This window comes from Flavobacterium pisciphilum (assembly GCF_020905345.1).
Classification (GTDB): Bacteria; Bacteroidota; Bacteroidia; order Flavobacteriales; family Flavobacteriaceae; genus Flavobacterium; species Flavobacterium pisciphilum.
In genome coordinates, this window is the sequence record NZ_JAJJMO010000001.1 from 4,883,380 (window position 1) to 4,907,860 (window position 24,481).

At 39.7% G+C, this 24,481-nt stretch carries 22 protein-coding genes and 1 pseudogene; 17 read left to right on the forward strand and 6 right to left on the reverse strand.

Features of this window, described 5'->3' with window-relative positions; translation table 11 throughout:
• Window positions 1–2 precede the first annotated feature (2 nt).
• Entirely contained in the window at window positions 3–5,447 is a 5,445-nt protein-coding gene (locus tag LNQ49_RS20800) for an N-6 DNA methylase (RefSeq protein ID WP_196376693.1), read from the reverse strand.
• The gene (locus LNQ49_RS20805) at window positions 5,434–5,871 is read right to left on the reverse strand and encodes a DUF1896 domain-containing protein (protein WP_003002387.1); all 438 of its coding nucleotides are present in this window, start codon (window positions 5,869–5,871) and stop codon (window positions 5,434–5,436) included. Before LNQ49_RS20805 ends, LNQ49_RS20800 begins: the two co-directional genes overlap by 14 nt.
• Window positions 5,872–6,098: 227 nt before the next feature.
• On the opposite strand from LNQ49_RS20805, the gene LNQ49_RS20810 reads away from it, so the two are divergent.
• The 9 genes from LNQ49_RS20810 (at window position 6,099) to LNQ49_RS20850 (ending at window position 12,200) form a co-directional block, all read left to right on the forward strand.
• Window positions 6,099–6,428, forward strand: coding sequence for an ArsR/SmtB family transcription factor (locus tag LNQ49_RS20810; protein WP_003002386.1), 330 nt, complete (start codon window positions 6,099–6,101; stop codon window positions 6,426–6,428).
• 59 nt (window positions 6,429–6,487) lie between these two features.
• A complete protein-coding gene (locus LNQ49_RS20815) occupies window positions 6,488–6,952 on the forward strand; it encodes a DUF6428 family protein (protein WP_003002385.1) in 465 nt (154 codons plus the stop codon).
• A 19-nt stretch (window positions 6,953–6,971) separates the two neighbouring features.
• A complete protein-coding gene (locus LNQ49_RS20820; protein WP_072885949.1) occupies window positions 6,972–7,586 on the forward strand; it encodes a low molecular weight phosphatase family protein in 615 nt (204 codons plus the stop codon).
• A gap of 3 nt (window positions 7,587–7,589) precedes the next feature.
• Window positions 7,590–8,621, forward strand: coding sequence for an ACR3 family arsenite efflux transporter (gene arsB / locus LNQ49_RS20825; RefSeq protein WP_003002381.1), 1,032 nt, complete (start codon window positions 7,590–7,592; stop codon window positions 8,619–8,621).
• Between the two features lie 87 nt (window positions 8,622–8,708).
• Entirely contained in the window at window positions 8,709–9,125 is a 417-nt protein-coding gene (locus LNQ49_RS20830; protein ID WP_003002379.1) for a bleomycin resistance protein, read from the forward strand.
• 82 nt (window positions 9,126–9,207) lie between these two features.
• A complete protein-coding gene (locus LNQ49_RS20835) occupies window positions 9,208–9,612 on the forward strand; it encodes an ArsR/SmtB family transcription factor (RefSeq protein ID WP_196376694.1) in 405 nt (134 codons plus the stop codon).
• 19 nt (window positions 9,613–9,631) lie between these two features.
• Window positions 9,632–10,540, forward strand: a complete 909-nt coding sequence (locus LNQ49_RS20840) for an IS1595-like element ISBbi1 family transposase (RefSeq protein WP_005807145.1) — start codon at window positions 9,632–9,634, stop codon at window positions 10,538–10,540.
• Between the two features lie 93 nt (window positions 10,541–10,633).
• On the forward strand, window positions 10,634–11,155 hold the full coding sequence (locus tag LNQ49_RS20845) for a BRCT domain-containing protein (protein WP_229990886.1): 522 nt from the start codon (window positions 10,634–10,636) through the stop codon (window positions 11,153–11,155).
• 220 nt (window positions 11,156–11,375) lie between these two features.
• Complete coding sequence (locus tag LNQ49_RS20850; protein WP_004295324.1) at window positions 11,376–12,200, forward strand: class D beta-lactamase OXA-347; 825 nt, start codon at window positions 11,376–11,378, stop codon at window positions 12,198–12,200.
• Window positions 12,201–12,402: 202 nt separating this feature from the next.
• On the opposite strand, the gene erm(F) is transcribed toward LNQ49_RS20850, so the two are convergent.
• On the reverse strand, window positions 12,403–13,203 hold the full coding sequence (erm(F), locus tag LNQ49_RS20855; RefSeq protein ID WP_004295323.1) for a 23S rRNA (adenine(2058)-N(6))-methyltransferase Erm(F): 801 nt from the start codon (window positions 13,201–13,203) through the stop codon (window positions 12,403–12,405).
• A 455-nt stretch (window positions 13,204–13,658) separates the two neighbouring features.
• Between erm(F) and LNQ49_RS20860 the strand changes: the two genes are divergently transcribed.
• Window positions 13,659–14,522, forward strand: a complete 864-nt coding sequence (locus LNQ49_RS20860; RefSeq protein WP_003013318.1) for an aminoglycoside 6-adenylyltransferase AadS — start codon at window positions 13,659–13,661, stop codon at window positions 14,520–14,522.
• Between the two features lie 200 nt (window positions 14,523–14,722).
• Here the strand turns inward: LNQ49_RS20860 and ere(D) are convergent, their stop codons facing one another.
• Window positions 14,723–15,949 (reverse strand): EreD family erythromycin esterase, encoded by a 1,227-nt coding sequence (gene ere(D) / locus LNQ49_RS20865; RefSeq protein ID WP_009040233.1) that lies wholly within the window; start codon window positions 15,947–15,949, stop codon window positions 14,723–14,725.
• A 357-nt stretch (window positions 15,950–16,306) separates the two neighbouring features.
• On the opposite strand from ere(D), the gene LNQ49_RS20870 reads away from it, so the two are divergent.
• From LNQ49_RS20870 to LNQ49_RS20900, 7 genes and pseudogenes are all read left to right on the forward strand, one after another.
• Complete coding sequence (locus LNQ49_RS20870) at window positions 16,307–17,473, forward strand: tetracycline-inactivating monooxygenase Tet(X2) (protein ID WP_008651082.1); 1,167 nt, start codon at window positions 16,307–16,309, stop codon at window positions 17,471–17,473.
• 192 nt (window positions 17,474–17,665) lie between these two features.
• On the forward strand, window positions 17,666–18,265 hold the full coding sequence (locus LNQ49_RS20875; protein ID WP_050427871.1) for an exonuclease domain-containing protein: 600 nt from the start codon (window positions 17,666–17,668) through the stop codon (window positions 18,263–18,265).
• A 19-nt stretch (window positions 18,266–18,284) separates the two neighbouring features.
• Entirely contained in the window at window positions 18,285–19,193 is a 909-nt protein-coding gene (locus LNQ49_RS20880) for an IS1595-like element ISBbi1 family transposase (RefSeq protein ID WP_005807145.1), read from the forward strand.
• Window positions 19,194–19,264: 71 nt separating this feature from the next.
• Window positions 19,265–20,080 carry a sulfonamide-resistant dihydropteroate synthase Sul2 gene (gene sul2 / locus LNQ49_RS20885; protein WP_001043260.1) on the forward strand — a complete coding sequence of 272 codons (816 nt, stop codon included), beginning with the start codon at window positions 19,265–19,267 and terminating at the stop codon, window positions 20,078–20,080.
• A gap of 1 nt (window position 20,081) precedes the next feature.
• Window positions 20,082–20,582 (forward strand): annotated as a pseudogene (locus LNQ49_RS20890) (IS1595-like element ISBbi1 family transposase); the annotation flags it as partial.
• Window positions 20,583–20,611: 29 nt separating this feature from the next.
• Entirely contained in the window at window positions 20,612–21,214 is a 603-nt protein-coding gene (gene merTP / locus LNQ49_RS20895) for a mercuric transport protein MerTP (protein ID WP_003002375.1), read from the forward strand.
• Window positions 21,214–21,423, forward strand: coding sequence for a GDCCVxC domain-containing (seleno)protein (locus tag LNQ49_RS20900; protein WP_078704224.1), 210 nt, complete (start codon window positions 21,214–21,216; stop codon window positions 21,421–21,423). Before merTP ends, LNQ49_RS20900 begins: the two co-directional genes overlap by 1 nt.
• A 92-nt stretch (window positions 21,424–21,515) precedes the next feature.
• Here the strand turns inward: LNQ49_RS20900 and LNQ49_RS20905 are convergent, their stop codons facing one another.
• Together LNQ49_RS20905 and LNQ49_RS20910 are read right to left on the reverse strand one after the other, a co-directional pair.
• Window positions 21,516–22,424, reverse strand: a complete 909-nt coding sequence (locus LNQ49_RS20905; protein ID WP_487313310.1) for an ORF6N domain-containing protein — start codon at window positions 22,422–22,424, stop codon at window positions 21,516–21,518.
• Window positions 22,387–24,480 (reverse strand): type IA DNA topoisomerase, encoded by a 2,094-nt coding sequence (locus tag LNQ49_RS20910; protein WP_003002368.1) that lies wholly within the window; start codon window positions 24,478–24,480, stop codon window positions 22,387–22,389. Before LNQ49_RS20910 ends, LNQ49_RS20905 begins: the two co-directional genes overlap by 38 nt.
• Window position 24,481 lies beyond the last annotated feature (1 nt).

Genomic DNA, 24,481 nt, shown 5'->3' on the forward strand with positions numbered 1-24,481 from the left:
TATTATAATACGCCACGAGGTGAATGAACGCCTTTTGTCCGTATAATGCTTTCCTGCACCTTTGGGGCTTCATTCTGCTTTTCTGCCTGCTCCGAAGCATCTTGTTTGGTTTCCGGCGTAATAGATAGCTGTATCTTTCTTTCTACGGCAGCCAGTTCCGTTTTAAGCTCACTCAATCGACTTTCCTTAGCCCAAGTACCGTTAACCACTTCCTGAAGTATCGGCAGGTCTTTTTGTATTTCAGCGATTTTCTCCTGCTCCTGCTTCACAAAGCCCGGCAGTTTTTCCAAAGCCCTTAAAAAATTCATTGCGGCGGTTTCGGGGTCTTTTGCCATCAGACCGTTATTGTAGGTGTACTTGATATTGCCCTCGCCAGTTATAAAAAATCTATTGACCCTTTCGAGTGTTGAATTATCCTTTGGAAGTTCTGTTTTAACCAATAATTGAAACCCGTAGAGGTTGCCTATTTCACGATAGTCGCCTGCCGTGCGGGCTTTGTTCGCAATCTCGTTCAGTTTTGCGCCTATTTGTTTCGGATTTGCATTGGGCGGCAAGCCATCTAACAGCACAGGGTTTTCGATTGTACCGTCCGAACGCTTTTGCAGGCGTTGCTGTAAGTTTTCCCAGTCGGTACTCATCCGGCTCAAACGGGATTGAGTGCTTTGCAACATTTCCATATAATCCTGTACCTTAAATTTGGCACTGGATTTAGAGCGGTTGAACGCCTGCTTTTCGCTTTCCAGTCCGGCAATCTGTTTTTCCAGTTTGGCTTTATCCAACAGGTCTGTATTTCCTGACAGGATTGCCACATATTCCGAAAAGTTCATTCCCGATTTTTCGTCCATACTTCCCTCGTCAATCGTTCTTTTGGTCAGGTTGTTAGTCTTTAACTGGTCGATGAAAAGCTGCTTATTATACAGCAGGTTGAATTTGTAACTGTCCAACGATTTTTCAACTGCATAGATAATCACAGCAACTTTATTATCGGCAAAGAATTTGGCAATCTCATTGCCTTTTCTGATTGCCCGCCCGTCCCTTTGGGCAAGGTCAGACGGTCGCCACGGTGTATCTAAATGATGAACGGCAACAGCTCTTTTCTGTGCGTTTACGCCAGTTCCGAGCATACTTGTAGAACCGAACAGTACACGGATTTTGCCCTCGTTCATTCCGTTGATAAGTTCCTTACGTTGCTTATCATTTTTCGCTTCCTGAATAAACCTTACTTCGTGCGCAGGTATGCCGTGGTCCTCCACGAGTTTGCGTTTTATTTCGGAGTACACGTTCCATTCGCCGGGCTTGTAAGTTCCCAAATCGGAGAAAACGAACTGCGTTCCTTTCTGTGCGTTGAACTGGTTGTAATACTTGGCGATATTTACCGCACAATGCGAAGCCTTGTTGTCGGGATGGTCGTCGTATATACCACTTACCATACGCATATCGAGCGACATCTTACGGGCATAGTCCGTCGCAATGAGCATCTTTGCTTTTTCTTCCCTTTGCGATAATGGTTCTCTACCGAGCAAAGTAGCATCGCCCGTTTTGGCAAACTGCATCAGGCTTTGGATAAAGGCTTCTTGGTCGGGCGTTGGCGGTATGTTGTACAATACCTCGTTCTTAGTGGGGCGGTCAATACCAATATCCTTAGCCGTTCTGTAATCCGTGATTTCAGAATAGAACTGTGCCAGTTCCGGCACTTTGATAAAGTAGCGGAAACGCTCTTTTGCTACAATATTGTTAGCTACCGAAAATTCATAATCGGTCGTTTTCCGTGCATAGATAGCTGCCCACGCATCAAAGGAATGAATACCCTGTTTTTCCAATGCACGGGGGCGCAGGTATTTAAACAGCAGGTACAATTCCGTTAATGAATTGCTGATGGTTGTACCCGAAAGAAAGGTTGCACCCATATCCGCATTGGTACGCTCTTGAATGGTGCGGATTGCAAACAGCAGGTTCAGTGCCTTTTGGCTGCCGTCCACGTTCCCCAGTCCGGCAACCCGTGTATGACGGGTGTTGAACATCAGGTTTTTGAACTGGTGGCTTTCGTCCACAAACAAATGGTCTATGCCCATCATCTTAAAGTCCACAATATCATCCTTACGGTTTTCAATATCGTGTTGCAGCGTTTTCAGCTTTACTTCAAGATTTTCTTTCCGCTTGATTACCCCGGCGAGCATTCCCCTTGTCACTTCCTTGCCCTGCGATTTCAGGGCATCGAGATTGCGCTCTACGCTGTCCAGTTCTATTTCGAGGATTTCCTTTTGTATTTCGGGCGATTGCGGTATCATTCCGAACTGGTCGTGCGTAAGTATCACGCAATCCCAATCATTATTTTTAATATTCCCGAAAATCCGCAGGCGTTTTTTCGGCGTAAAATCATCAATACCCGGATAAAGGATTTTGGCGTGTGGATAGGCTTTACGGTAGTCTTCGGCAATGGCAGGTATATTTGCTTTCAGCCCGATAATCATCGGCTTATGGGCTAATCCCAAACGCTTCATTTCCTGCGCTGCGGTACACATTATCAGCGTTTTTCCTGCGCCTACTTCGTGGTCGCAGATAGCACCGTTGTTCAGCTTTATCATCCAAACGGTGTCCTTTTGACTTGAATACAGGTCTTCAATGCCTGCTCCCTTGCGGTCTAATCCCGGAAATTCCTGATGGCTTCCGTCATAGTTTGGGCGAACGAAACAATTAAAGGTATCGTTGTACTGGTCGGTCAGCCTGTTTTTAAACTCATCGTTCTGTGCGTGTAGCCAGTCGGTAAAGGCGGTACGGATTTCGTCAATCTTGGTGTTCGCCATTTGTATGGCTTCCATATCCCGTACTTTAACCTCTTGGTCGCCAACCAGTACTTTTTTGGTAATATCAGGCGTGGTATTGACAAGGGCGTGTTTGAGCAGGGCAATACCGTCAAACGTGCGGCTTTCCGCTTTGACGGCATATTTTTCCCAAATGTGCATATTGCCCTGATGACACTTTACAGAAAAGTCGTCGGAGCTTTCGGAATAATGAACCAGTACATCCGCATCAAACAGGTGCGAAGCGAAACGGGCATAAATCCCAGTAGGTATCCACCGTTCGCCGAGGTTAAAATCCAATTCCTCAAAGTCAATACGTTTTGGTCGGGCTTCCTCTAAAGCGTTAAGGCTTTCTTTGGCTTCGGTATCATCGGGATTGTTTTCGAGATAGGCTCTTACGTCGTCGGCTTTCTCAACTACGTTACCTGCAATCCAACGTTCAGCTATTTCGTATTCCTGTTGTAGCGGATTGAAGAACAACCGCCCGTGCAGGGCTTCTTTAAGGGTATCGGTAGGCAGGCTGCTGATTTCGGACATAAAGTCCAAATCCACATTTCCGTATTTGTTCAGCGAGGCGGCTAAAGCCTCTTCGGGATTGTCGGTTGCTAACGTAGTGGTAGAAAAGCTAACGGGACGGCTGAAAATATCCGCTTTGTGGATTACGCCGCCAATGATACGCTCCAGATAGGGGATTTCTTTGCCTGCGCTGTCGGTCTTTATCAGCTTGGCATTGTCGGCAGCATTGAGATTACCGTATTTTTTGACAAAGCCATCGTACAGGAGGTTCAGCGTTTCCCTTTCTTCTTTATGCTCGGTCTGCTTTTCAGCTTCTTTTTGGTACAGGTTGATATAACTGTCCCTTACGGCTATATAGGCTTCGGCTCTTGCTTTCTGTGAGCTCGGCAATTGCAACGGATGAAAGGTTGCTGTTGCCTTGTCGTCGTTCCTTTGCACATCTTGCAGATAACCAACCCAACCGTTATCTACCACAAGGCAATCGTTACGGTGGAATGATTGCAGTTCGCCAGTGTACGGGGCAGGTTCAGGAATAGCATTAATATTGGTAGTGGCAATGGCTGTCTTATCAGACTGGCCATTACCGTTTGTTTGTGAAAACAGGTCGCCAATAGCTTCCTGTTTTTTGTCGTTTACTTGGTGGCTTCCATTGGCAGCACCATTAGATTTTAGCGGTGTGTAAGACTGCTGCCTTGCACTACTGAACAGGTCTGGCTGACGACTTGTTGTACCTCTTCTTTTTTTAGTGCTTTGTCTTTTGGCTTGGGTAGTTCTTTTAGGTGGAGCAAGAACCATTATAGGTTCGCCCGCACTTTCAAACAGGTCAAAAATACTTAGTTGCTTTAATTCCTGCGGGCTTTCCTGACGGAGTACCGGAGTGGATACAGATTGCGGTTTTTGCTGAATGATTACAGGGTCGATAACCGGAGGTGTAACCTTTGGTTCAATCGGAATTTGTATAACAGGCTCATCGCTGCGTTCGCCTCTGTATAAATTCAAATTCAGGTGCTTTCCAAAATCTTCGGAAAGCATTTGCTTCAAATCTTCGGCAATCCCCTCAACACCGTCTTTATGCGTATAGATTAAGGCAGGTTGCCCGTATGGGTCGGTATCTAATTTTTGGTCGGTATGGATAATTCTTGCACTATCCTGAAAGAGCGCATTGCCCGGCGTATTGTATTCGGTTGGCTTGCTTTGGCAAAACAGATCTTCCCTGTCGGTCAGATTTTTTTTTGCCGTATTTTTTTGTAGGATAATCAGGTCGCTGCCTACTTCCGTACCTGCATATTCGGTAAACAGGTTGTTGGGCAATCTTACAACCGAAACCAAATTATTATCCTGCATTAACGCCCTGCGTATGGGTTCGTTCTTAGGGCTGTTCAGAATGCCCTGTGAAGTAATATAAGCCAACAAGCCGCCCTCACGGAGCATATCAGCACCTTTCAGAAAAAAGTAATTGTGTATGCTTCTGGCAGCTTGTTCCTTTGCGCTGTTTCTACTGCGGGAATAAGAAAGGTCAAATACAGAAGTATCGCCAAAAGGGATATTACTGGCAATTATATCATAGCTGTTTTGTTCCCTTTCGGGGATTTCTTCAAAACCGTTTATACGGATATTGCTATCGGGGTAAAGCTGCTTTAAAATCTTGCCTGTAAGCAAGTCCTTTTCATAAGCGGTAACACTGGCTGTTTGGTTTTTCGAAAAGGATTGGATGAATGAACCGATACCTGCGGAGGGTTCGAGGAATTTATCAATGTGCAGACCATTATCCCGCAAGGCAGATGAAATGGCATCTATAACCTTTGGCGGTGTATAAAAAGCCGTCAGTACGGAACTTTTCATACTGTCCACATACCTGCGGTATTGCTTATCGTCTTCGGAATTTTCTTTGAGTAGTTGGTGGAGTTCCTGCGTGAGTGGAAAAAGGTCGTGTTCTGTTTTTCTCCAATGATTGATATCTATTTTGTTTTCTATGGGGTTCAGAACGAATTTAAGACCGCCAAATCCGCTGTATCGCATCATTAGCAGTCTTTCGCCTACGGTGGCTTGCCGTTTCTCCTTTTCCAGTTTAAAAACAATTCGCAGGGCATCAATATTCTGTTGGAGATGGAACCGTTTACTGAAGCCCATTTTCCTCAATCCATATTGAGATGGTTCCAGTCAGTTCGGTGTAGAGTACATCAAACTCATACCCATAGGCGAAATCATCGGTTAATTTGTATCCTGCGAAAACAGGCTCACATACAGGGAACATTTTCAGGGCGAACAGTCGCAGTTCCTCGTCTGCCATTATGGTATCAAACTCATTGCATACCACTTTGAAAACCGTGTCGAACTTGGAGAAGTGCAAGCCCTCAAAAAGTATGTAATTGGCTATTTCGTCGCATTGCTCAACGGCGTTTCCCGAACGGAAAGCACCTTCGTAAGCATTGGCAGCCCACGAAGACCGTTGGTCTATAAATTTTTGGTCGTGTGCCTTTTCGGGAAAGCTGCTGTTTAATAGTTCTTGCAGTCGTAATCTGAAAAACGACAGGTCTTTTTGCTGTACATCCATACTTTATTTTGTTTTGAATTTTACTTAAATCCTAAAATTAGAAGCAGGAGCAAATGCCTTTGATAATGTTGCAGGGTTTGGCTTTGAAAGGCAGGATTTGGCTATTTACAATAGAAATTTGAAATGATAATTTGTACAGAATTGGTGCTTGGATATATGTTTTTTCACAAACTATTTTTGTGGTTTAAATATTTATCGTAATATTGCGATGTAAAATTAAGTGTATTATGGGCGTAACAAAAACTGAAATATTTACAGAGCAGCAAAACAACTTGGCAACCTCTTTAAAGGCATTGGCTCATCCTGCCCGTATAGCTATCCTACAATACATCATCAAGCAGAATGCTTGCATTTGTAATGACTTAGTGGAAGAATTAGGATTGGCGCAGGCTACGATTTCACAACATTTAAAAGAGCTTAAAAACATTGGTATCATCAAAGGCAATATAGAAGGGACAAGTGTGTGCTACTGTATTGATGAAAATGTTTGGCAGCAGATTAAAAAGGAACTCAATGCTTTCTTTATAGATAATGTAGAGGTTGATAAATGCTGTTAAGCATTTTTTTTAAGCACATTAATCGCAATAAAGCAATATAACAATTAAATAAAAAAATAATGAAACTATCAAACATCAAAGAAATCTTACCAGCATTGGATAATGTTGAATTTCAATTAGAGAACGGAACATTTGTACCCGAACACTTTCACGTTACCGAGATAGGTGTTATTACAAAACACTTCATTGATTGTGGCGGAACAATTAGAAACGAAAAAGTTGTCAATTTCCAATTATGGAATGCCAACGATTTTGAACACCGATTAAAGCCAACAAAGCTATTAAACATCATTAAGCTATCCGAAGAAAAGTTGGGTATTGAAGATGCCGAAATAGAAGTAGAATACCAAAGCGAAACGGTTGGTAAATACGATTTGAATTTTAACGGAAACCATTTTGTACTGAAAAACAAGCAAACCGCTTGCCTGGCAAGTGATGCTTGCGGTATTCCTGCCGAAAAGCAAAAGGTAAAATTATCAGAGCTGAATAATGCTTGCTGTACACCAAATTCGGGATGTTGCTAAACACTAAAAACAAAATGCGATGTATCAAAAACTAATCGAAATCATTAACAACAAAATTGATGTACAAAGCATCAGCGAAGAACGTAAAGCCGTATTACAACCGCTGATTGATTTTATACAGCAAAAAGTAAACGACAGGCAGGATATAAATATCAATTTCATCTGTACCCACAATTCCCGAAGAAGCCATTTATCACAGGTTTGGGCACAGGTAGCGTCAGCACATTTTAATATACCAAATGTACATTGTTATTCGGGCGGTACGGAAGAAACGTCACTATTTCCGAAAGTTGCAGAAACATTGACTAATCAGGGGTTTAACATTTTCAAAATCGCAGATACTAATAACCCTGTATATGCCATAAAATACAGCGATAATGCTTTGCCTGTTATCGGCTTTTCAAAAAAGTACGATAGTCCTTTCAACCCAGTATCAGCATTTACAGCCATTATGACCTGTTCACAGGCAGACGGTGGATGTCCATTTATTGCAGGTGCAGAAAAAAGGATACCTATCACATTTGAAGACCCTAAAATTTCAGACAATACACCGGAGCAATCACAGGTATATGCAGAAAGAAGTTTACAGATAGCAACGGAAATGTTTTATGTTTTTTCAAAAGTCAGTCAATAACCAATGCAACCAAAACTAAAATTTCTTGACCGTTACCTTACCTTATGGATATTCCTTGCAATGGCAGCAGGTATAGGTTTAGGGTATTTCTTTCCGGGAATATCAAAAATTACAAATGCTTTATCCGTAGGCACTACAAACGTTCCTTTGGCAATAGGTCTGATACTGATGATGTACCCGCCATTGGCAAAAGTGGATTATTCATTATTGCCCCAAGCATTTAAGGATAAAAAAGTAATCGGCATATCCTTATTGCTCAATTGGGTTATCGGTACAATATTGATGTTCGGATTAGCCGTTTTGTTTTTACGTAATGAACCCGATTATATGACAGGCTTGATATTGATAGGTTTGGCAAGATGTATCGCAATGGTAATCGTATGGAGCGATTTAGCTAAAGCAAACAGAGAATACACAGCTATGTTAGTTGCATTAAACAGCATCTTTCAGATAATTTCTTATAGCTTCTTAGTTTGGTTATTCATTAATGTATTACCAAGCAAATTAGGATTGGCAAATTTCAATGTAAGCGTATCAATGAAAGATGTTACAGAAAGCGTATTGATATACTTAGGCATTCCTTTCTTAGCAGGTTTTATAAGCCGTTACGCAATGGTAAAATCAAAAGGTATAGAATGGTATAACAGGAAATTTGTACCCCGAATATCGCCCATTACATTATATGCTTTACTTTTTACTATAGTATTAATGTTCAGTCTGAAAGGAGATAAAATATTAGAACTGCCAATGGATGTGGTAAAAGTAGCTATACCGTTAATCATCTATTTTGTACTGATGTTTTTCGTCAGCTTCTTTATCAACAAATCCCTTAAAGTTCCTTACGACAAAAACGCCTCAATCGCATTTACAGCCACAGGAAACAACTTTGAATTGGCAATAGCGGTAGCAATAGCCGTTTTCGGTATTCATTCCCCACAAGCGTTTGTAGGCGTTATAGGACCGTTGGTAGAAGTTCCGGTACTAATTCTATTAGTACGTGCAAGTTTATGGTTAAAGAAGAAGTATTACAGTTAGAAACAAGCAAAAGTTATGAAATGGCAATATGATTTCAACAGATGTACAAAAAATATAAGGTTCAATAATTAAAATAATATCGCGAAAATGATAAAACTAATAAAGACCATACCTGCATTTCCTGTTCGGGATATTGAAAAAGCAGTTGCCTTTTATAAAGCCCGATTGGGCTTTGATTGCAGACATATGGAAGAAACCTTTGCAATATTAATTAGGAATGGTATAGACTTACATTTATGGGCTTCCTGTAATTATAGCTGGAAATGGAAAAGTATTTTTTTATTTCTCAAACCGATTAGTAGCGGAGCGGAAAGTTTTTTGGCAGGTACACACAGTTGCCGGATTGAAATAAAAGGCATTGACGAACTGTATAAAGAACTAAAAGAAAAGGAAGTATTACACAATGAAAAAACCGAAATAGAAACCACTTACTACGACACAAGAGAATTTGCAACTTTGGACTTATACGGAAATTTACTAACCTTTTACGAAAATATACAGTAGGAACAAACAGTTCAACCAAGCCGGTTTTAACTTTTTGTATTTTAGCAATTGCTTAAATAAGCAAATTAACTATATTTGCAACATGGATAGTACTTCTTGTATAAGACAACAGGCGGACATTAAACAAATCAATCGCTGTAAAGAACGAGTTTCAGAACTTCACGGTTCGTTTGACTATTTGTCGAATGGACTTGAATTGGCGGGAAACAATGTAAGACTGAAAATCCTGTTTCTGATTTATGAAGAAAAACGACTATGTGTTTGTGATTTAAGCGATATTCTCGGTATGACAATTTCTGCAATTTCTCAACATTTACGAAAGCTCAAAGACCGTAGACTAATTGAAACGGAAAGAAAAGCACAAACTATTTTTTATTCATTGACAAAAGAGTATGAAAAAATGTTGACCCCATTTTTTGAAATACTTGATGATAATAAAATTTTATCTGATTCTCCGCAAACACACCTAATATTTTTAGTATATTAGCGCTCAAAAAGCAGGGATTATGAACATATTCAGTTTTACGGCTCATTTCGGTTCGGAGGAAGATTGTCGTTTGCATTTCAAGGAGCAGCGTGATAAGGAAGGGGTTGTCTGCAAGCGATGCGGGGGCACTTCCCATTATTGGTTACAGGGTAAATGGAGTTATGAATGCAAAGGTTGCCGTTTCCGCACCTCGTTGCGCAGCGGTACGATCATGGAGAGCTCCAAGCTGCCGTTTCTGGTGTGGTACAAAACGATGTTCCTGATGAGTTGCACAAAAAAGGGATTCTCCACCAACGAACTCCAGAAGCAATTAGGATTGAAGCGTTACGAACCGGTATGGGCGATGGTACACAAACTCCGCAGGGCGATGGGCAACCGGGATGCAAGGTATACACTGGAAGGGATGATAGAACTGGATGAGGGTTACTTTTCGGTGGCCAGTAAGGAAATCGAGCGAGGCAAGGGTACACGTGGCCGGGGAGCCGAGGGAAAGCAGAACGTTGCGGTGATGGCCGAAAGCACCCCGTTGGAAGATATCGAAACGGGCAAAAAGGAGAAGCATGTGCGTTATTTCAAGGCCAGGGTACTGGATAGCCATCAAAGTGAAGGAATCAACGGCGTGGTCAGGGACTGCATGGAGGATGATGCCATCGTATTTTCGGACAAAAGCACTTCTTACGTTGACATCTCCGATCTGGTGGAATTGCACGTCACCGAGAAATCAGACGCCAAAACCACCAAGGAAACACTCAAATGGGTGCATATCGCAATCAGTAATGCAAAACGGACATTGCTGGGCAACTACCATAAAATCAAAAGGAAATACTTACAGTTGTATCTCAACGAGTTTATTTACAAATTAAACAGACGGTATTTTGGAGACAAACTCTTTGACAGACTAGTAATTGCGAATATAACAGGTGCATAAACGGATAATCAGAAAAATCTATATGAACATTATAATTTAAAACCATATGTCATAAGTTATATTGACACAATGTTATTTGCAGATAAACTTGGGATGCCTAAAAAAATAAAAGATTTAGCAGAGAGTTTGGACTTAGAAGTAACAAATCATCACGACCCAGAATTCGATGCAAAACTTTGTGCTTTAATATTTGGCGAATTGACTGACAAGTATCCAAGTTATCAAGAACTAATAAGAAAAATTGATGACCAGCCTAAAACAAATAATAATTATTTCAATCAACCAAGTGAAGATGTTTTAGAAGAAAATGAAGAGCATTTATCAAATTATCAAATAACTCAAAACGAACTTGAAAACATTGATTTAATAGGAAAAGGAATAGTTATTACGGGCAACTTTTCAATAGAAAGAGAAGAAATAAAAACTTTTCTAATGAAAATTGGTGGACAAATAAAATCAGGAATAACAGGTAAAGTAGATTTTGTTTTTGCAGGTGAAGATTGTGGTTGGTCAAAAATCCAAAAAATAAACGACTTAAACCAATCAAAAAAAGCAAACATTAGAATTTTAAACGAAGCTGACTTAAATTATCTTATCAAAAAATACGGCATATAACATCGCATTGGCAAAATGGCGGGTTAAGTGCCAAACTCAACTTTTGTGCATTTTATTCCGCCGAATGTGTTCCACATTCAGCTTTTTTTAATAATTTAGCTTCTGTGGAAACACATCGGCTACGTCACTGCTAAATTGAACTTTTTGTCCAATTTATCCGCCACTTCGCCAATGCGTTTCCCGTTAGTGGCAACAAAAACAAACGATAATTAGACAATAAATGAAAAATATTTTATTTGTAGTTTTTATTTCAATGATATTTTTATTTGTTTGCTGTAACACAACAACGAATAAAAACATAATTGAAACAGAAATTTCTGATTTTGACAAAATTTTAGATAGTTTTCAAGTAAATGGTTCAATTCTAATTTATGATAACGACAAGAATACTTTTTACTCAAATGACTTTGATTGGGCTAAAAACGGAAAATTACCTGCATCAACATTCAAAATTCCAAATTCTATAATTGCTGTTGAATTAGGCATTATTGAAAATGATACAACTATTTTAAAATGGAATGGCGAGCAGAGAAAAATGGATATTTGGGAAAAAGATTTATCATTTAAAGATGCTTTTAGAATTTCCTGTGTTCCTTGCTATCAGGAAATTGCAAGGAAAATCGGAACAATTAAAATGAAAGAATATTTAGAAAAATTTGAGTATAAAAATATGATTTTTGACAGTTTAACGATTGACAATTTTTGGCTTGAAGGAAATTCAAAAATATCTCAAAAACAACAAATCGACTTTTTAAGGAAATTCTATTTTTCAAAATTTCCAATTTCTGATAGGACAATAAAGATTGTCAAAAATATTATGGAAATTGAGCGAACTGAAAATTACATTTTAAGCGGTAAGACTGGATTAAGTTCGATAGAAGAAAAATATAATGGTTGGTTTGTTGGTTATGTTGAAACAAAATCTAATGTTTATTTTTTTGCAACAAATGTAATTCCGACAGACGGATTGAATGTTGATGATTTTATTTCATCGAGAATTAATGTAACAAAAAATGCGTTAAAGCAAATGAATATAATGAAATGATAAATGCCACTAACATATGGTAGCCGATAATTGCCGGCTTTCGTGCCAACTTGATACTTTGGTGCTTTTAACGAACCGAAGTGCTAAATTGATACGAAAGTGCTGTAAATCCGGCAACTACGGCTACCATTTTTCGTTATGCGGCAGCTTAAAAGACGACACCAAACCAGAAAAATCATCTTGACAACCACCCGACTTTGAACTACGAAGGATGAAATTTTTCAGGGACAACTTCCAGCATTTCCAAAAAACAGTTTACCCATTGACTTGGAGACAAACAAACAATTTGAGCATTAAGGTTTAAACCGAATTTTTCCGAAATTGACCTGACCTGACTTTTCCTGAAAATCGACTTTAAAGCTGTTTTTACAGATAAATCAGGTTTCTCTAACAGACAGGAAATAAATGCTAAGTATTTGGCTTTAAACTTAAAATCAAAAAATAACTGTTTTCTTTTAATGTTTAACAGGGCTGATTTGACAGTTGGCGGTGGAAAGAAACTTTCAGGACCTACCTCATAGACAAGTTTCAAATCAAAAAAAGTATGATAGAAAACGGTATATGGATTGTAAAGCTTCCTCGAAAATAACTTTTGTGTAGGTTCTAACTGAAGGACAATGGAACCTCCCAGAAAATTTCCAAGACTCTCAAACATCAGGATTTTGAAAATATCGGAAGTAATGCCATAAGGAATATTTGACACCACTTTGAAAGGAAATTTCGGAACTGCAAAATTCCTAAAATCACAACCGACAACTTGAACATTTCGGGCATCAGAAAATAATTTTCGTAAATGTTCAACCAAAGCTGTGTCGTTTTCAATAGCAACAACATTGTTGGCGATTTTTAATAAATGAACAGTAAGAAACCCCTTGCCTGCCCCAATATCTAAAACCGTATCCTGATTACTTATATTTGCTTGTCTTATTGCATCTTTTATTAGCACTTTATCAATAGTAAAGTGCTGACCCGTAAAACGAACGGGCAATTTCTTTTTTGTCATTAGTAACTTCTTACAGGTGAATACTTGAATTCAAATCGTGGAGAAGTGAATAGACAGTATTACCCGACAGAGCAACTATGACAACGTAACGCCTTTACAAAAAAGTCGGTACACGAAACCCATAGACTAATTGTCTTGACCTAAAAGAGATTGGAATTTTCAGGACTGCCTATCACTTAGATAGAAGTCCAAGGTCTGCTGAAATACATAATTCAAAAATTGAAATTGCTTGACTGCAAATTTAGTAACTTTGCTTGACAAATTAACGAGAAAGAAGAGAAAATGAAAACCGACCGCATAACATCACCTATACGCAAGCAGGGGTTTCGTGCTTCGTAGGACAGTTAAGTGGTAAATTTAAAGTTCAGTTCTTCGTAGGAAGTTCAGTGGTTAAAATCCCTGCCTGCGTATAGCTGAGAACCGTTGTACGACATAGTAAAACCGAACCAAACAAAATGAAAGTCAGAGAAGAAAAGTTAAGAACAATTATAGAATGGTCGGAGAAAAACGAAGATGTAAGAGTTCTTCTTCTGACAAGTTCACTTGTAAATCCTTTAGCACTTGTTGACGAATTTAGTGATTTAGACATTGAATTTGTTTTTGAGGATAATACAAATTACATTTCAGACAAAAGCTGGACGCTTAAATTCGGAAATCCAATTGCTATGATTGAAGAAGACGAAAGTTGTTTTAACCATAAACACGCAATGAAAATGCTACTTTATGAAGACGGTGTGAAAGTAGATTTTAAACTTTACAGCAAATCAAAATTTATAAAGGAAACGCAAGAGAAAGAATTACCAGAAGATTGGGATATTGGTTATAAAATTTTAATTGATAAAGATGGTATTACAAAGCAAATGCTGAAACCAACTTATCAAATTTCCATTATCAAAAAACCGTCTGAAAAAGAGTTTCAAAATCTAATAAACGATTTTTGGTGGGACACAACTTACGTGGCAAAGTGTCTTGTGAGAGATGAAATATTCTATGCGAAATTTATGTCGGAAACCGTTATTCGCACAGAATATTTAATTCCTTTAATTGAATGGCACATTGCAAGTGAACACAATTGGAACATAACGACCAATAAATATGGACGGCTTTTCAAAAAGTATCTTAACCAGGAAATGTGGGCTAAAACAGAACAAACATTTTCAGGGAGCGATATAAAGGAAAATTGGACTGCTCTATTTTCAATGACTGATTTAGTTTCAGAAATAGGAACTGAATTGTCAAAAAAATTAGAGTACAAATACCCGGATAAATTAGAAAATGACATACGAAAATATTTAGCTGGACTAAAACCCAAAACATAACTACGTCGTACAACATCGTATTGGCAATAGGCGGGCTGAACGGCTTCGTATCAACGGAAGTGCAAAATTCAACTTCTGTTCTTCGATTAAAGTTCAGTGCTAAAAATCCCGCCCATCGCCAATACGCGGCACGTTATGTGAAAGAATAAAACGGCACCTCCAAAAAGAAAGTGCCGTTTCGAAATTAAATTTATAAATTCTCAATCCACTACTTCTGAAACAGTTGATTTTTCTATTAGAAAAATTCCGTCAAAAGCTTCTTCTATTTCAGTTTTTAGGCACATCGAATCAAATCGAATCTTATTACAATTTTTTAATTCCGTACTTCTGTTCATTAGTAAACAGCATTCTTTTCCTCCAAATTCTTGCATAATAAATTCAACAGAATCCGACTCTGGAAAATCAAGTGGAAATTTATCAACCCTAAAGCCAAATTGATAATCATTATCAGGATACAATGCCGCAGTTTCTCCACGTAGATTAGTTATTGCAAATGCTTTATATTTTTCTCCAAAAGTCATCGAAAGTCTTTGCCCCATTGGATAACAACTAATAAATCCATCAAAATCTACCGGAGTTTTTTGAATGTGAGCATTGTGGGCAACCAAAATAATCTTTTTACCAAGTGAATTTTTCAAAAACCAATCAATGCTTTCTGCCATATACTGGTCTTTTGCTCCCATATCTCCTTCAATTCCCCTTTCAGTAATGAAACTTTCCATAGCATCAGCATTATAATTCATATAAATCAAGCCTTTAACTTGATGAACTATCGATTGAAATTCTAAACTTTCTAATTTTGGTTGAAGAGTAATCAAACGAATGTAAACTTTTAATAGCAATGCTTTTAATTCATTATGTTCAGCTTCATCAAAAAGCGATAAATTTAACGCAAGCTGAGAAGTCGAATAGAAATCAAATTTCTCAGCAAGATTTAAAATCTTCTGTAAGACATCAGAAGAAACGATTGAAAGTCTTTGCAAATAATCAGATACAATACGAAAGTTTGGAAAATAAGAACCTCCATTTTTAGGAATATCCACACCTAAAAAGGTAATTTGATTATTATTGTCTTGATTATACCGACGAAGCCATAGCAAAGTATCTTTAAACTCATTTGGATAATAAAAGTGTGACAGTAACTTATCCAAATCGTCGAATGGAATTTGTGATTTTATCCACTTATCAACTTCTAATCCTTCAGAAAAACCAAACTCAAATGCCAAGGTGTCAAAATCACATTCAGTTACTAAAAACTCAATAACTTGATGCCTGAATGTAAAAAACTCTTTTATGAAATGTGCGTTTTCGCCTAAACCAACAATTGTAGAAGAATCAAAATATTCTCGAAATCGAAAAAGACTTTGTTTTATGGATGTATTATTTTCCGAATTAAACGGAAAAGTTAAGGGTTTTATATTTTTCATTATTACCTTATTTTAAATTAAAAATTAACGTACCAAATAGCAACCGTCTCAAAAAGACGATTTAATAATTTACTTTAATTTTTAATTACCAAGGCTTGCTGAAATACATAAAATGTGAATTATTTGAATACAAAGATACTAAAAATTCCTTCACATAACATCGCATTGGCAAAATGGCAGGTTAAGTGCTAAATTGAAAGTTTCTGCATTTTATTCCGCCGAATGTGTTCCACATTCGCTTTTTATTTGTAAGTTAGCTCTGTGGAAACACATCGGCTACGTTCTCGCTAAATTGAACTTTTTGTCCAATTTATCCGCCACTTCGCCAATGCGTTTCCCGTTATGTGCCATTTTTGAATGACAATGCGAATAGATACAGACAAACAAATGAATTTACTTAGTGATAAGAACGTTGCAATAATTGGTGGTGGACCCGTTGGACTGACTATGGCAAAATTATTACAGCAAAACGGCATAGACGTTTCAGTTTACGAAAGAGACAACGACCGAGAGGCAAGAATTTTTGGTGGAACCCTTGACCTACACAAAGGTTCAGGTCAGGAAGCAATGAAAAAAGCGGGATTGTTACAAACTTATTATGACTTAGCCTTACCAATGGGTGTAAATATTGCTGATGAAAAAGGCAATATTTTATCCACAAAAAATGTAAAGCCCGAAAATCGATTTGACAATCCTGAAATAAACAGAAATGACTTAAGGGCTATCTTGTTGAATAGTTTAGAAAACGACACGGTTATTTGGGATAGAAAACTTGTTATGCTTGAACCTGGTAAGAAGAAGTGGACACTAACTTTTGAGAATAAACCGAGTGAAACAGCAGATTTGGTTATTCTTGCCAATGGCGGGATGTCCAAGGTAAGAAAATTTGTTACCGACACGGAAGTTGAAGAAACAGGTACTTTCAATATACAAGCCGATATTCATCAACCAGAGATAAACTGTCCTGGATTTTTTCAGCTATGCAATGGAAACCGGCTAATGGCATCTCACCAAGGTAATTTATTATTTGCTAACCCCAATAATAATGGTGCATTGCATTTTGGAATAAGTTTTAAAACACCTGATGAATGGAAAAACCAAACGCAGGTAGATTTTCAAAACAGAAATAGTGTCGTTGATTTTCTTCTGAAAGAATTTTCCGATTGGGACGAACGCTACAAAGAATTGATTCATACGACGTTGTCATTTGTAGGATTGGCTACACGGATATTTCCTTTAGAAAAGCCTTGGAAAAGCAAGCGCCCATTACCCATAACAATGATTGGGGATGCCGCACATTTGATGCCGCCTTTTGCAGGGCAGGGAGTAAATAGTGGGTTGGTGGATGCCTTGATATTGTCTGATAATCTAGCCGATGGAAAATTTAATAGCATTGAAGAGGCTGTTAAAAATTATGAACAGCAAATGTTTATCTATGGCAAAGAAGCACAAGAAGAATCAACTCAAAACGAAATTGAAATGTTTAAACCCGACTTTACGTTTCAGCAATTGTTAAATGTATAAAATGGAATAAAACGGCACATAACAAACAAATTGGCAATAGAGCCGGTGAAGTACTTCTATTGAACTTTTGTGCAATGTTGAAGATTAGTAATTCTATTCAACATTTGTGCTAAAAGTCGGCTCCATCGCCAATTTGCCAAACGTTATATGCCATATTACACCAAAACTCGTCTGAATTATACAAAATGAACTATGTTTAACTTTTTTAAACCTAAACCAAAAAATCAAATTGAAATGGAAGTTTCGGGAATAAATCCTGAAACAAACAATGAATTTCTATTCTATAATTTTATCGAAAATACACCAAACTATATTCTTGAACCTTGGCTAAAAAAAGCAAAACAAGTTGGTTATAAAGTAAAACCTCAATACGAACAAGCGATTTTGCAAAAATTGAAATTCAATCAATTTAAAAATCCTCATACATTCCCTGAGTACTTTGAAAATAAATTTGATTTTATTGCTATTGACTTTGAGACAGCAAATAACAGTAGATTAAGTGCTTGTGCAATCGGATTATGCTTCGTGAAAAATGACACAATAGTTTATTCGACAAAACACTATATAAATCCACCAAAATCAGAAAAGTTTTTAAAAACTCATACTTCAATACACGGAATTTCATATGAAGATGTAGAATTTTCCCTTAATTTTCAAGAATTATGGGAAGACGAACTTTCTAAATATCTTTCATCTAATTTATTAATTTTTCATAATGCGAGTATGGACTTGAGTGTTTTGAAAAATCTATCTGATTCTCCGCAAACACACCTAATATTTTTAGTATATTAGCGCTCAAAAAGCAGGGATTATGAACATATTCAGTTTTACGGCTCATTTCGGTTCGGAGGAAGATTGTCGTTTGCATTTCAAGGAGCAGCGTGATAAGGAAGGGGTTGTCTGCAAGCGATGCGGGGGCACTTCCCATTATTGGTTACAGGGTAAATGGAGTTATGAATGCAAAGGTTGCCGTTTCCGCACCTCGTTGCGCAGCGGTACGATCATGGAGAGCTCCAAGCTGCCGTTTCTGGTGTGGTACAAAACGATGTTCCTGATGAGTTGCACAAAAAAGGGATTCTCCACCAACGAACTCCAGAAGCAATTAGGATTGAAGCGTTACGAACCGGTATGGGCGATGGTACACAAACTCCGCAGGGCGATGGGCAACCGGGATGCAAGGTATACACTGGAAGGGATGATAGAACTGGATGAGGGTTACTTTTCGGTGGCCAGTAAGGAAATCGAGCGAGGCAAGGGTACACGTGGCCGGGGAGCCGAGGGAAAGCAGAACGTTGCGGTGATGGCCGAAAGCACCCCGTTGGAAGATATCGAAACGGGCAAAAAGGAGAAGCATGTGCGTTATTTCAAGGCCAGGGTACTGGATAGCCATCAAAGTGAAGGAATCAACGGCGTGGTCAGGGACTGCATGGAGGATGATGCCATCGTATTTTCGGACAAAAGCACTTCTTACGTTGACATCTCCGATCTGGTGGAATTGCACGTCACCGAGAAATCAGACGCCAAAACCACCAAGGAAACACTCAAATGGGTGCATATCGCAATCAGTAATGCAAAACGGACATTGCTGGGCAACTACCATAAAATCAAAAGGAAATACTTACAGTTGTATCTCAACGAGTTTATTTACAAATTAAACAGACGGTATTTTGGAGACAAACTCTTTGACAGACTAGTAATTGCGAATATAACAGGTGCATAAACGGATAATCAGAATCTTTAAACATCCTAATTAACTACCTGCGGATTTTAGGTATTATTATAGAAGCCCCCATGAATAAATCGCTCATCATTTTCGGCATCGTCAACATAACCTCGGACAGTTTCTCCGATGGAGGCCGGTATCTGGCGCCAGACGCAGCCATTGCGCAGGCGCGTAAGCTGATGGCCGAGGGGGCAGATGTGATCGACCTCGGTCCGGCATCCAGCAATCCCGACGCCGCGCCTGTTTCGTCCGACACAGAAATCGCGCGTATCGCGCCGGTGCTGGACGCGCTCAAGGCAGATGGCATTCCCGTCTCGCTCGACAGTTATCAACCCGCGACGCAAGCCTATGCCTTGTCGCGTGGTGTGGCCTATCTCAATGATATTCGCGGTTTTCCAGACGCTGCGTTCTATCCGCAATTGGCGAAATCATCTGCCAAACTCGTCGTTATGCATTCGGTGCAAGACGGGCAGGCAGATCGGCGCGAGGCACCCGCTGGCGACATCATGGATCACATTGCGGCGTTCTTTGACGCGCGCATCGCGGCGCTGACGGGTGCCGGTATCAAACGCAACCGCCTTGTCCTTGATCCCGGCATGGGGTTTTTTCTGGGGGCTGCTCCCGAAACCTCGCTCTCGGTGCTGGCGCGGTTCGATGAATTGCGGCTGCGCTTCGATTTGCCGGTGCTTCTGTCTGTTTCGCGCAAATCCTTTCTGCGCGCGCTCACAGGCCGTGGTCCGGGGGATGTCGGGGCCGCGACACTCGCTGCAGAGCTTGCCGCCGCCGCAGGTGGAGCTGACTTCATCCGCACACACGAGCCGCGCCCCTTGCGCGACGGGCTGGCGGTATTGGCGGCGCTGAAAGAAACCGCAAGAATTCGTTAACTTTTCGGTGGCCAGTAAGGAAATCGAGCGAGGCAAGGGTACACGTGGCCGGGGAGCCGAGGGAAAGCAGAACGTTGCGGTGATGGCCGAAAGCACCCCGTTGGAAGATATCGAAACGGGCAAAAAGGAGAAGCATGTGCGTTATTTCAAGGCCAGGGTACTGGATAGCCATCAAAGTGAAGGAATCAACGGCGTGGTCAGGGACTGCATGGAGGATGATGCCATCGTATTTTCGGACAAAAGCACTTCTTACGTTGACATCTCCGATCTGGTGGAATTGCACGTCACCGAGAAATCAGACGCCAAAACCACCAAGGAAACACTCAAATGGGTGCATATCGCAATCAGTAATGCAAAACGGACATTGCTGGGCAACTACCATAAAATCAAAAGGAAATACTTACAGTTGTATCTCAACGAGTTTATTTACAAATTAAACAGACGGTATTTTGGAGACAAACTCTTTGACAGACTAGTAATTGCGAATATAACAGGTGCATAAACGGATAATCAGAAAATTTTATAAACTATATGAAAACGGACAACAAACTAATCGGCACTGGACTTTTTACAGCAATTGCTGCGTCATTATGTTGCATTACGCCTGTTTTAGCTCTAATAGCAGGGACAAGCGGGATTGCTTCAACCTTTTCTTGGCTCGAACCTTTCCGACCATATTTTATTGGCTTGACAATTTTAGTGCTTGGTTTTGCTTGGTTTCAAAAGTTGAAACCCAAAAAGCAAATTGACTGTGAATGTGAAATAAATGAAAAACCGAATTTTATGCAAACAAAATCATTTTTAGGAATTATTACTGTTATGGCGGCTTTACTTTTGTCATTTCCCCTTTATGCCCACATCTTTTTTCCAAAGACCGAAAGTAAAGCAATTATTACCCAAACTTCCAAAATCCAGAAAGTTGAGTTTACAATCAAAGGGATGACTTGTTCAGGTTGTGAACATCATATTAAAACAGAGATTAGCAAACTAAAAGGAATTATCGAAGTTGTCGTTTCCTATGAGAAAGGCAACGCTATTGTTAAGTTTGACAACAAGCAAACAAGTATTGCCGAAATCGAAAAAGCTATCAATTCGACAGGTTATAAATCACTAAAAAGTAAAGTTATATCATAATGGAAATTAAATTAAAATCAATAATAACTTGCCCAAACTGTGGACACAAAAAAGAGGAAACAATGCCAACAGATGCTTGCCAGTATTTTTATGAATGTGAAAATTGCAAAACAAGATTAAAACCATTACAGGGGGATTGTTGTGTGTATTGCAGTTATGGTACTGTAAAATGCCCGCCAATACAAGCAGGAAATAGCTGTTGTAAATAAGAGAAGCTTAATAATTTACTTTAGAAAGCTACTTGTCTAAATTTGTGAGTATAACCTATTTAGCGAAAAACCTCCGAATTATCAGAGGTTTTTTATTCATTATTTAAGATTTGGAGCATCCTGCCGACTTCAATATCCATTCTTGAAAACGCAAACCATTTTTTGCCCAGGTCTTTGAGTGATGCTCCTATATGGTAGAGTTCTGCATTATCAATAATCAAAAATCGGTCGTGGGCATCGGAGAAAACCTCAATAGTTACTGGAGGATATTGGCTATTATAGCGTTGTAAGTCTAACCGTAACTGATTGCTGAAACTTTTGGTAAGGATTGTAGCGGTTACATTAGTCTTACGCTTACCCAACAAAGTAAGCACCGTATCATCCACATAATTATCAAGCAGGATAATAGAACTTTTGGCCCTTCGGATAATATCGGAAACAAAGGCGTAGGCATCAAATACCTGTCCGTCGTAGAAAATGCCTTTTTCACTGTGGAGCTTGTCGCTTTCCAAAGCCTTAAAAATCTCTTCAAATTTTTGGTCGGCTTCCAGTTGCTTTAATTCGATATTATCCAAACGATGAAACAAAGAAGCGTTGCTGATAAGCATACGCCTCATTTCTACAAAGGCTTCCATTATTTCCACACTCATTTTAACGGCTATATCAGACCGGAGTATGGCAGATGCCATTGCAACGCCCTGTTCGGTAAAAACATAGGGCAAATAACGCCTGCCACCGTAATTTAAACTTGAGGTTCCAATTTGGAACCTCAAGTTTTCAACTTCCTCTTCGGTCAGTTGAAAGCAGAATGATACAGGAAAACGCTTAATATTTCTTTTAACAGCTTTGTTCAGGTTCTTTGTTTCTACCTGATATAAGGCAGCGAGGTCGCTATCCAACATTACCTGTTTGCCCCGGATAGTATAAATCAGGTTCCTGATTTCTTTGGGTACGATTGACGGTTTATTTTCCATTGCGTTTACTGCTTTTGTTTTTTTCAAACTCAAAGGAACTTTCAGCGTTTTCTTTCAGAATGATGTAAGCATCGAATTTCTTTCCGGCTTTGCTTGTCATTCCTTTGATAAGAGAGGTTTTGCCTTTATTGACAAGGTTTGTTAAATTTTCGATACTGATTTGTACACCGCAGACGGTGCGGAACTGTACCCAGTTACAAGCCTCATCAGGGCATTTCACAATCTTGTCACGGATAATAAGCTGCTGACTTTTGCATTTCGGGCAGGTTAGTTTGGGTTGGTTGGTGCTTGCAATAGAGGTTTGTAGCAATTCATCGGTAATAGATTTGGCATAGGTTTCCATTTCCTTTTGGAATGTTCCGGCATCCGCTTCGTTATTTTCTATTTTCTGTAACGCCAATTCCCATTCGGCAGTCATTGCCACGTCTGCAATTTTCCGGTCTTTTACAAGCCCGTACACCTGCAATCCTTTTTCCGTAGGGATTAAAGAACGTTTATCCCGTTGGATATAATTACGGGTAAACAGGGTTTCGATAATGGCGGCTCTTGTTGCAGGAGTACCGATGCCGATATTTTTGAGGGCTTTGCGTTCTTCTTCGTTCTCAATTTCTTTCCCTGCGGTTTCCATAGCCGACAAAAGCCCGGCTTCGGTGTAAAGCACTGGTGGTTTGGTCTGCTTTTCCAAAACTGCGGCTTCCTTTATGGCAAGTTCGTCGCCTTTATGCAGTTCAGGTAATTCCTGCACTGGCTCTTCGCCGTCATCGGTAAAACTTCCTTTTATGGAACGCCAACCCGCTTCCTGAATTTTACAGCCTTTTGCCGTAAAGTCGTAATGCAATACCTGTAATGATACATCGGTTATTTCTTTGACACAGGCTTGCGATATGGCTTCAAGCAAGCGAAGCGCAATCATATTGTAAATCTTGTTTTCGTCTGCATTAAGTACGGACGGCACTTTGTCCGTAATCAACAAACCGTGATGGTCCGTTACACGGAGGTCATTCACGATACGTTTGTTGAACCGTCCCCATTTGATTTTGGTAAGGGCTTGCTTGCAATCCTCACGATTTTGCAATGCCCGCACGAGGTTTGGAATTTCTGCCCACATATCTTCAGGGATGTATTTGCTCCCGGTACGTGGGTACGTGATAAACTTCTTTTCGTACAGGCTTTGCGCAATATTGAGCGTTGCTTCAGCAGATAATTTCAGCCTTTTGTTGGCTTCCTTTTGTAAGCCTGTCAGGTCGAAAAGCAAGGGCGGTTGTTCTGTAACGCTTTTGGTTTCTACTGATGTAAAGGTTGCCGTTGCGCCACGCTGAATAGCTTTAAGGGTATCATCAGCAAGTTGCTTTTCGTCCCATTTGGTTGCGGAAATACTTTTGAAATCAACCTGGGCTTTGTTGTGCGTTAATTGTATCTGCCAGTATTTCTTTACCGTGAAATTCTTATTGTCGAGGTAACGTTTGCATATCAAAGCCAGTGTGGGCGTTTGCACTCTTCCAAGCGAATAGATACCATTACCTGCGGCAATACTCAATGCTTGCGTAGCATTGATGCCTACAAGCCAGTCGGCACGGCTTCTGCCTTGCGCTGCCTGATACAGCCCGTCAAATGCTGCCCCGTCTTTCAGTTTGTCAAAGCCTTGCTTTATTGCCTTTTCGGTAAGCGAACTTATCCAAAGGCGTTCAAAAGGCTTGTTGCATTTCAGGTATTCATAAATGTACCTGAAAATGAGTTCGCCCTCTCGTCCTGCATCGGTAGCGACGATGATGCTGTTGCTCTTCGTAAAAAGCTGCTCAATGACTTTCAGTTGCTTTAATGCGCCAGTATCGGCAGTGTACCCTTTGTCTTTCTTGACCTTTCGGACGGTCAATAAAAACGGGTTGGGCAATATCGGTAAAGCTGATTTGTCAAATCCCGAAATCCCGTAATCTTCGGGCATTCCCAGTCCTATTAAATGACCGAATGCCCACGTAACAAAATAGCCGTTACCTGTCAGGTAGCCATCCTTTTTATCGGATGCTCCCACAAGTCCGGCTATTTCCCTTGCTACGCTTGGTTTTTCTGCAATAATTGTTTTCATA

Bases quoted from the DNA above. Each gene is read 5' to 3' on its own strand.
- LNQ49_RS20800 (WP_196376693.1), bottom strand. From the start codon at position 5,447: ATGGGCTTCAGTAAACGGTTCCATCTCCAACAGAATATTGATGCCCTG.
- LNQ49_RS20805 (WP_003002387.1), bottom strand. From the start codon at position 5,871: ATGGATGTACAGCAAAAAGACCTGTCGTTTTTCAGATTACGACTGCAA.
- LNQ49_RS20810 (WP_003002386.1), top strand. From the start codon at position 6,099: ATGGGCGTAACAAAAACTGAAATATTTACAGAGCAGCAAAACAACTTG.
- LNQ49_RS20815 (WP_003002385.1), top strand. From the start codon at position 6,488: ATGAAACTATCAAACATCAAAGAAATCTTACCAGCATTGGATAATGTT.
- LNQ49_RS20820 (WP_072885949.1), top strand. From the start codon at position 6,972: ATGTATCAAAAACTAATCGAAATCATTAACAACAAAATTGATGTACAA.
- arsB (WP_003002381.1), top strand. From the start codon at position 7,590: ATGCAACCAAAACTAAAATTTCTTGACCGTTACCTTACCTTATGGATA.
- LNQ49_RS20830 (WP_003002379.1), top strand. From the start codon at position 8,709: ATGATAAAACTAATAAAGACCATACCTGCATTTCCTGTTCGGGATATT.
- LNQ49_RS20835 (WP_196376694.1), top strand. From the start codon at position 9,208: ATGGATAGTACTTCTTGTATAAGACAACAGGCGGACATTAAACAAATC.
- LNQ49_RS20840 (WP_005807145.1), top strand. From the start codon at position 9,632: ATGAACATATTCAGTTTTACGGCTCATTTCGGTTCGGAGGAAGATTGT.
- LNQ49_RS20845 (WP_229990886.1), top strand. From the start codon at position 10,634: ATGCCTAAAAAAATAAAAGATTTAGCAGAGAGTTTGGACTTAGAAGTA.
- LNQ49_RS20850 (WP_004295324.1), top strand. From the start codon at position 11,376: ATGAAAAATATTTTATTTGTAGTTTTTATTTCAATGATATTTTTATTT.
- LNQ49_RS20860 (WP_003013318.1), top strand. From the start codon at position 13,659: ATGAAAGTCAGAGAAGAAAAGTTAAGAACAATTATAGAATGGTCGGAG.
- LNQ49_RS20870 (WP_008651082.1), top strand. From the start codon at position 16,307: ATGACAATGCGAATAGATACAGACAAACAAATGAATTTACTTAGTGAT.
- LNQ49_RS20875 (WP_050427871.1), top strand. From the start codon at position 17,666: ATGTTTAACTTTTTTAAACCTAAACCAAAAAATCAAATTGAAATGGAA.
- LNQ49_RS20880 (WP_005807145.1), top strand. From the start codon at position 18,285: ATGAACATATTCAGTTTTACGGCTCATTTCGGTTCGGAGGAAGATTGT.
- sul2 (WP_001043260.1), top strand. From the start codon at position 19,265: ATGAATAAATCGCTCATCATTTTCGGCATCGTCAACATAACCTCGGAC.
- merTP (WP_003002375.1), top strand. From the start codon at position 20,612: ATGAAAACGGACAACAAACTAATCGGCACTGGACTTTTTACAGCAATT.
- LNQ49_RS20900 (WP_078704224.1), top strand. From the start codon at position 21,214: ATGGAAATTAAATTAAAATCAATAATAACTTGCCCAAACTGTGGACAC.
- LNQ49_RS20910 (WP_003002368.1), bottom strand. From the start codon at position 24,480: ATGAAAACAATTATTGCAGAAAAACCAAGCGTAGCAAGGGAAATAGCC.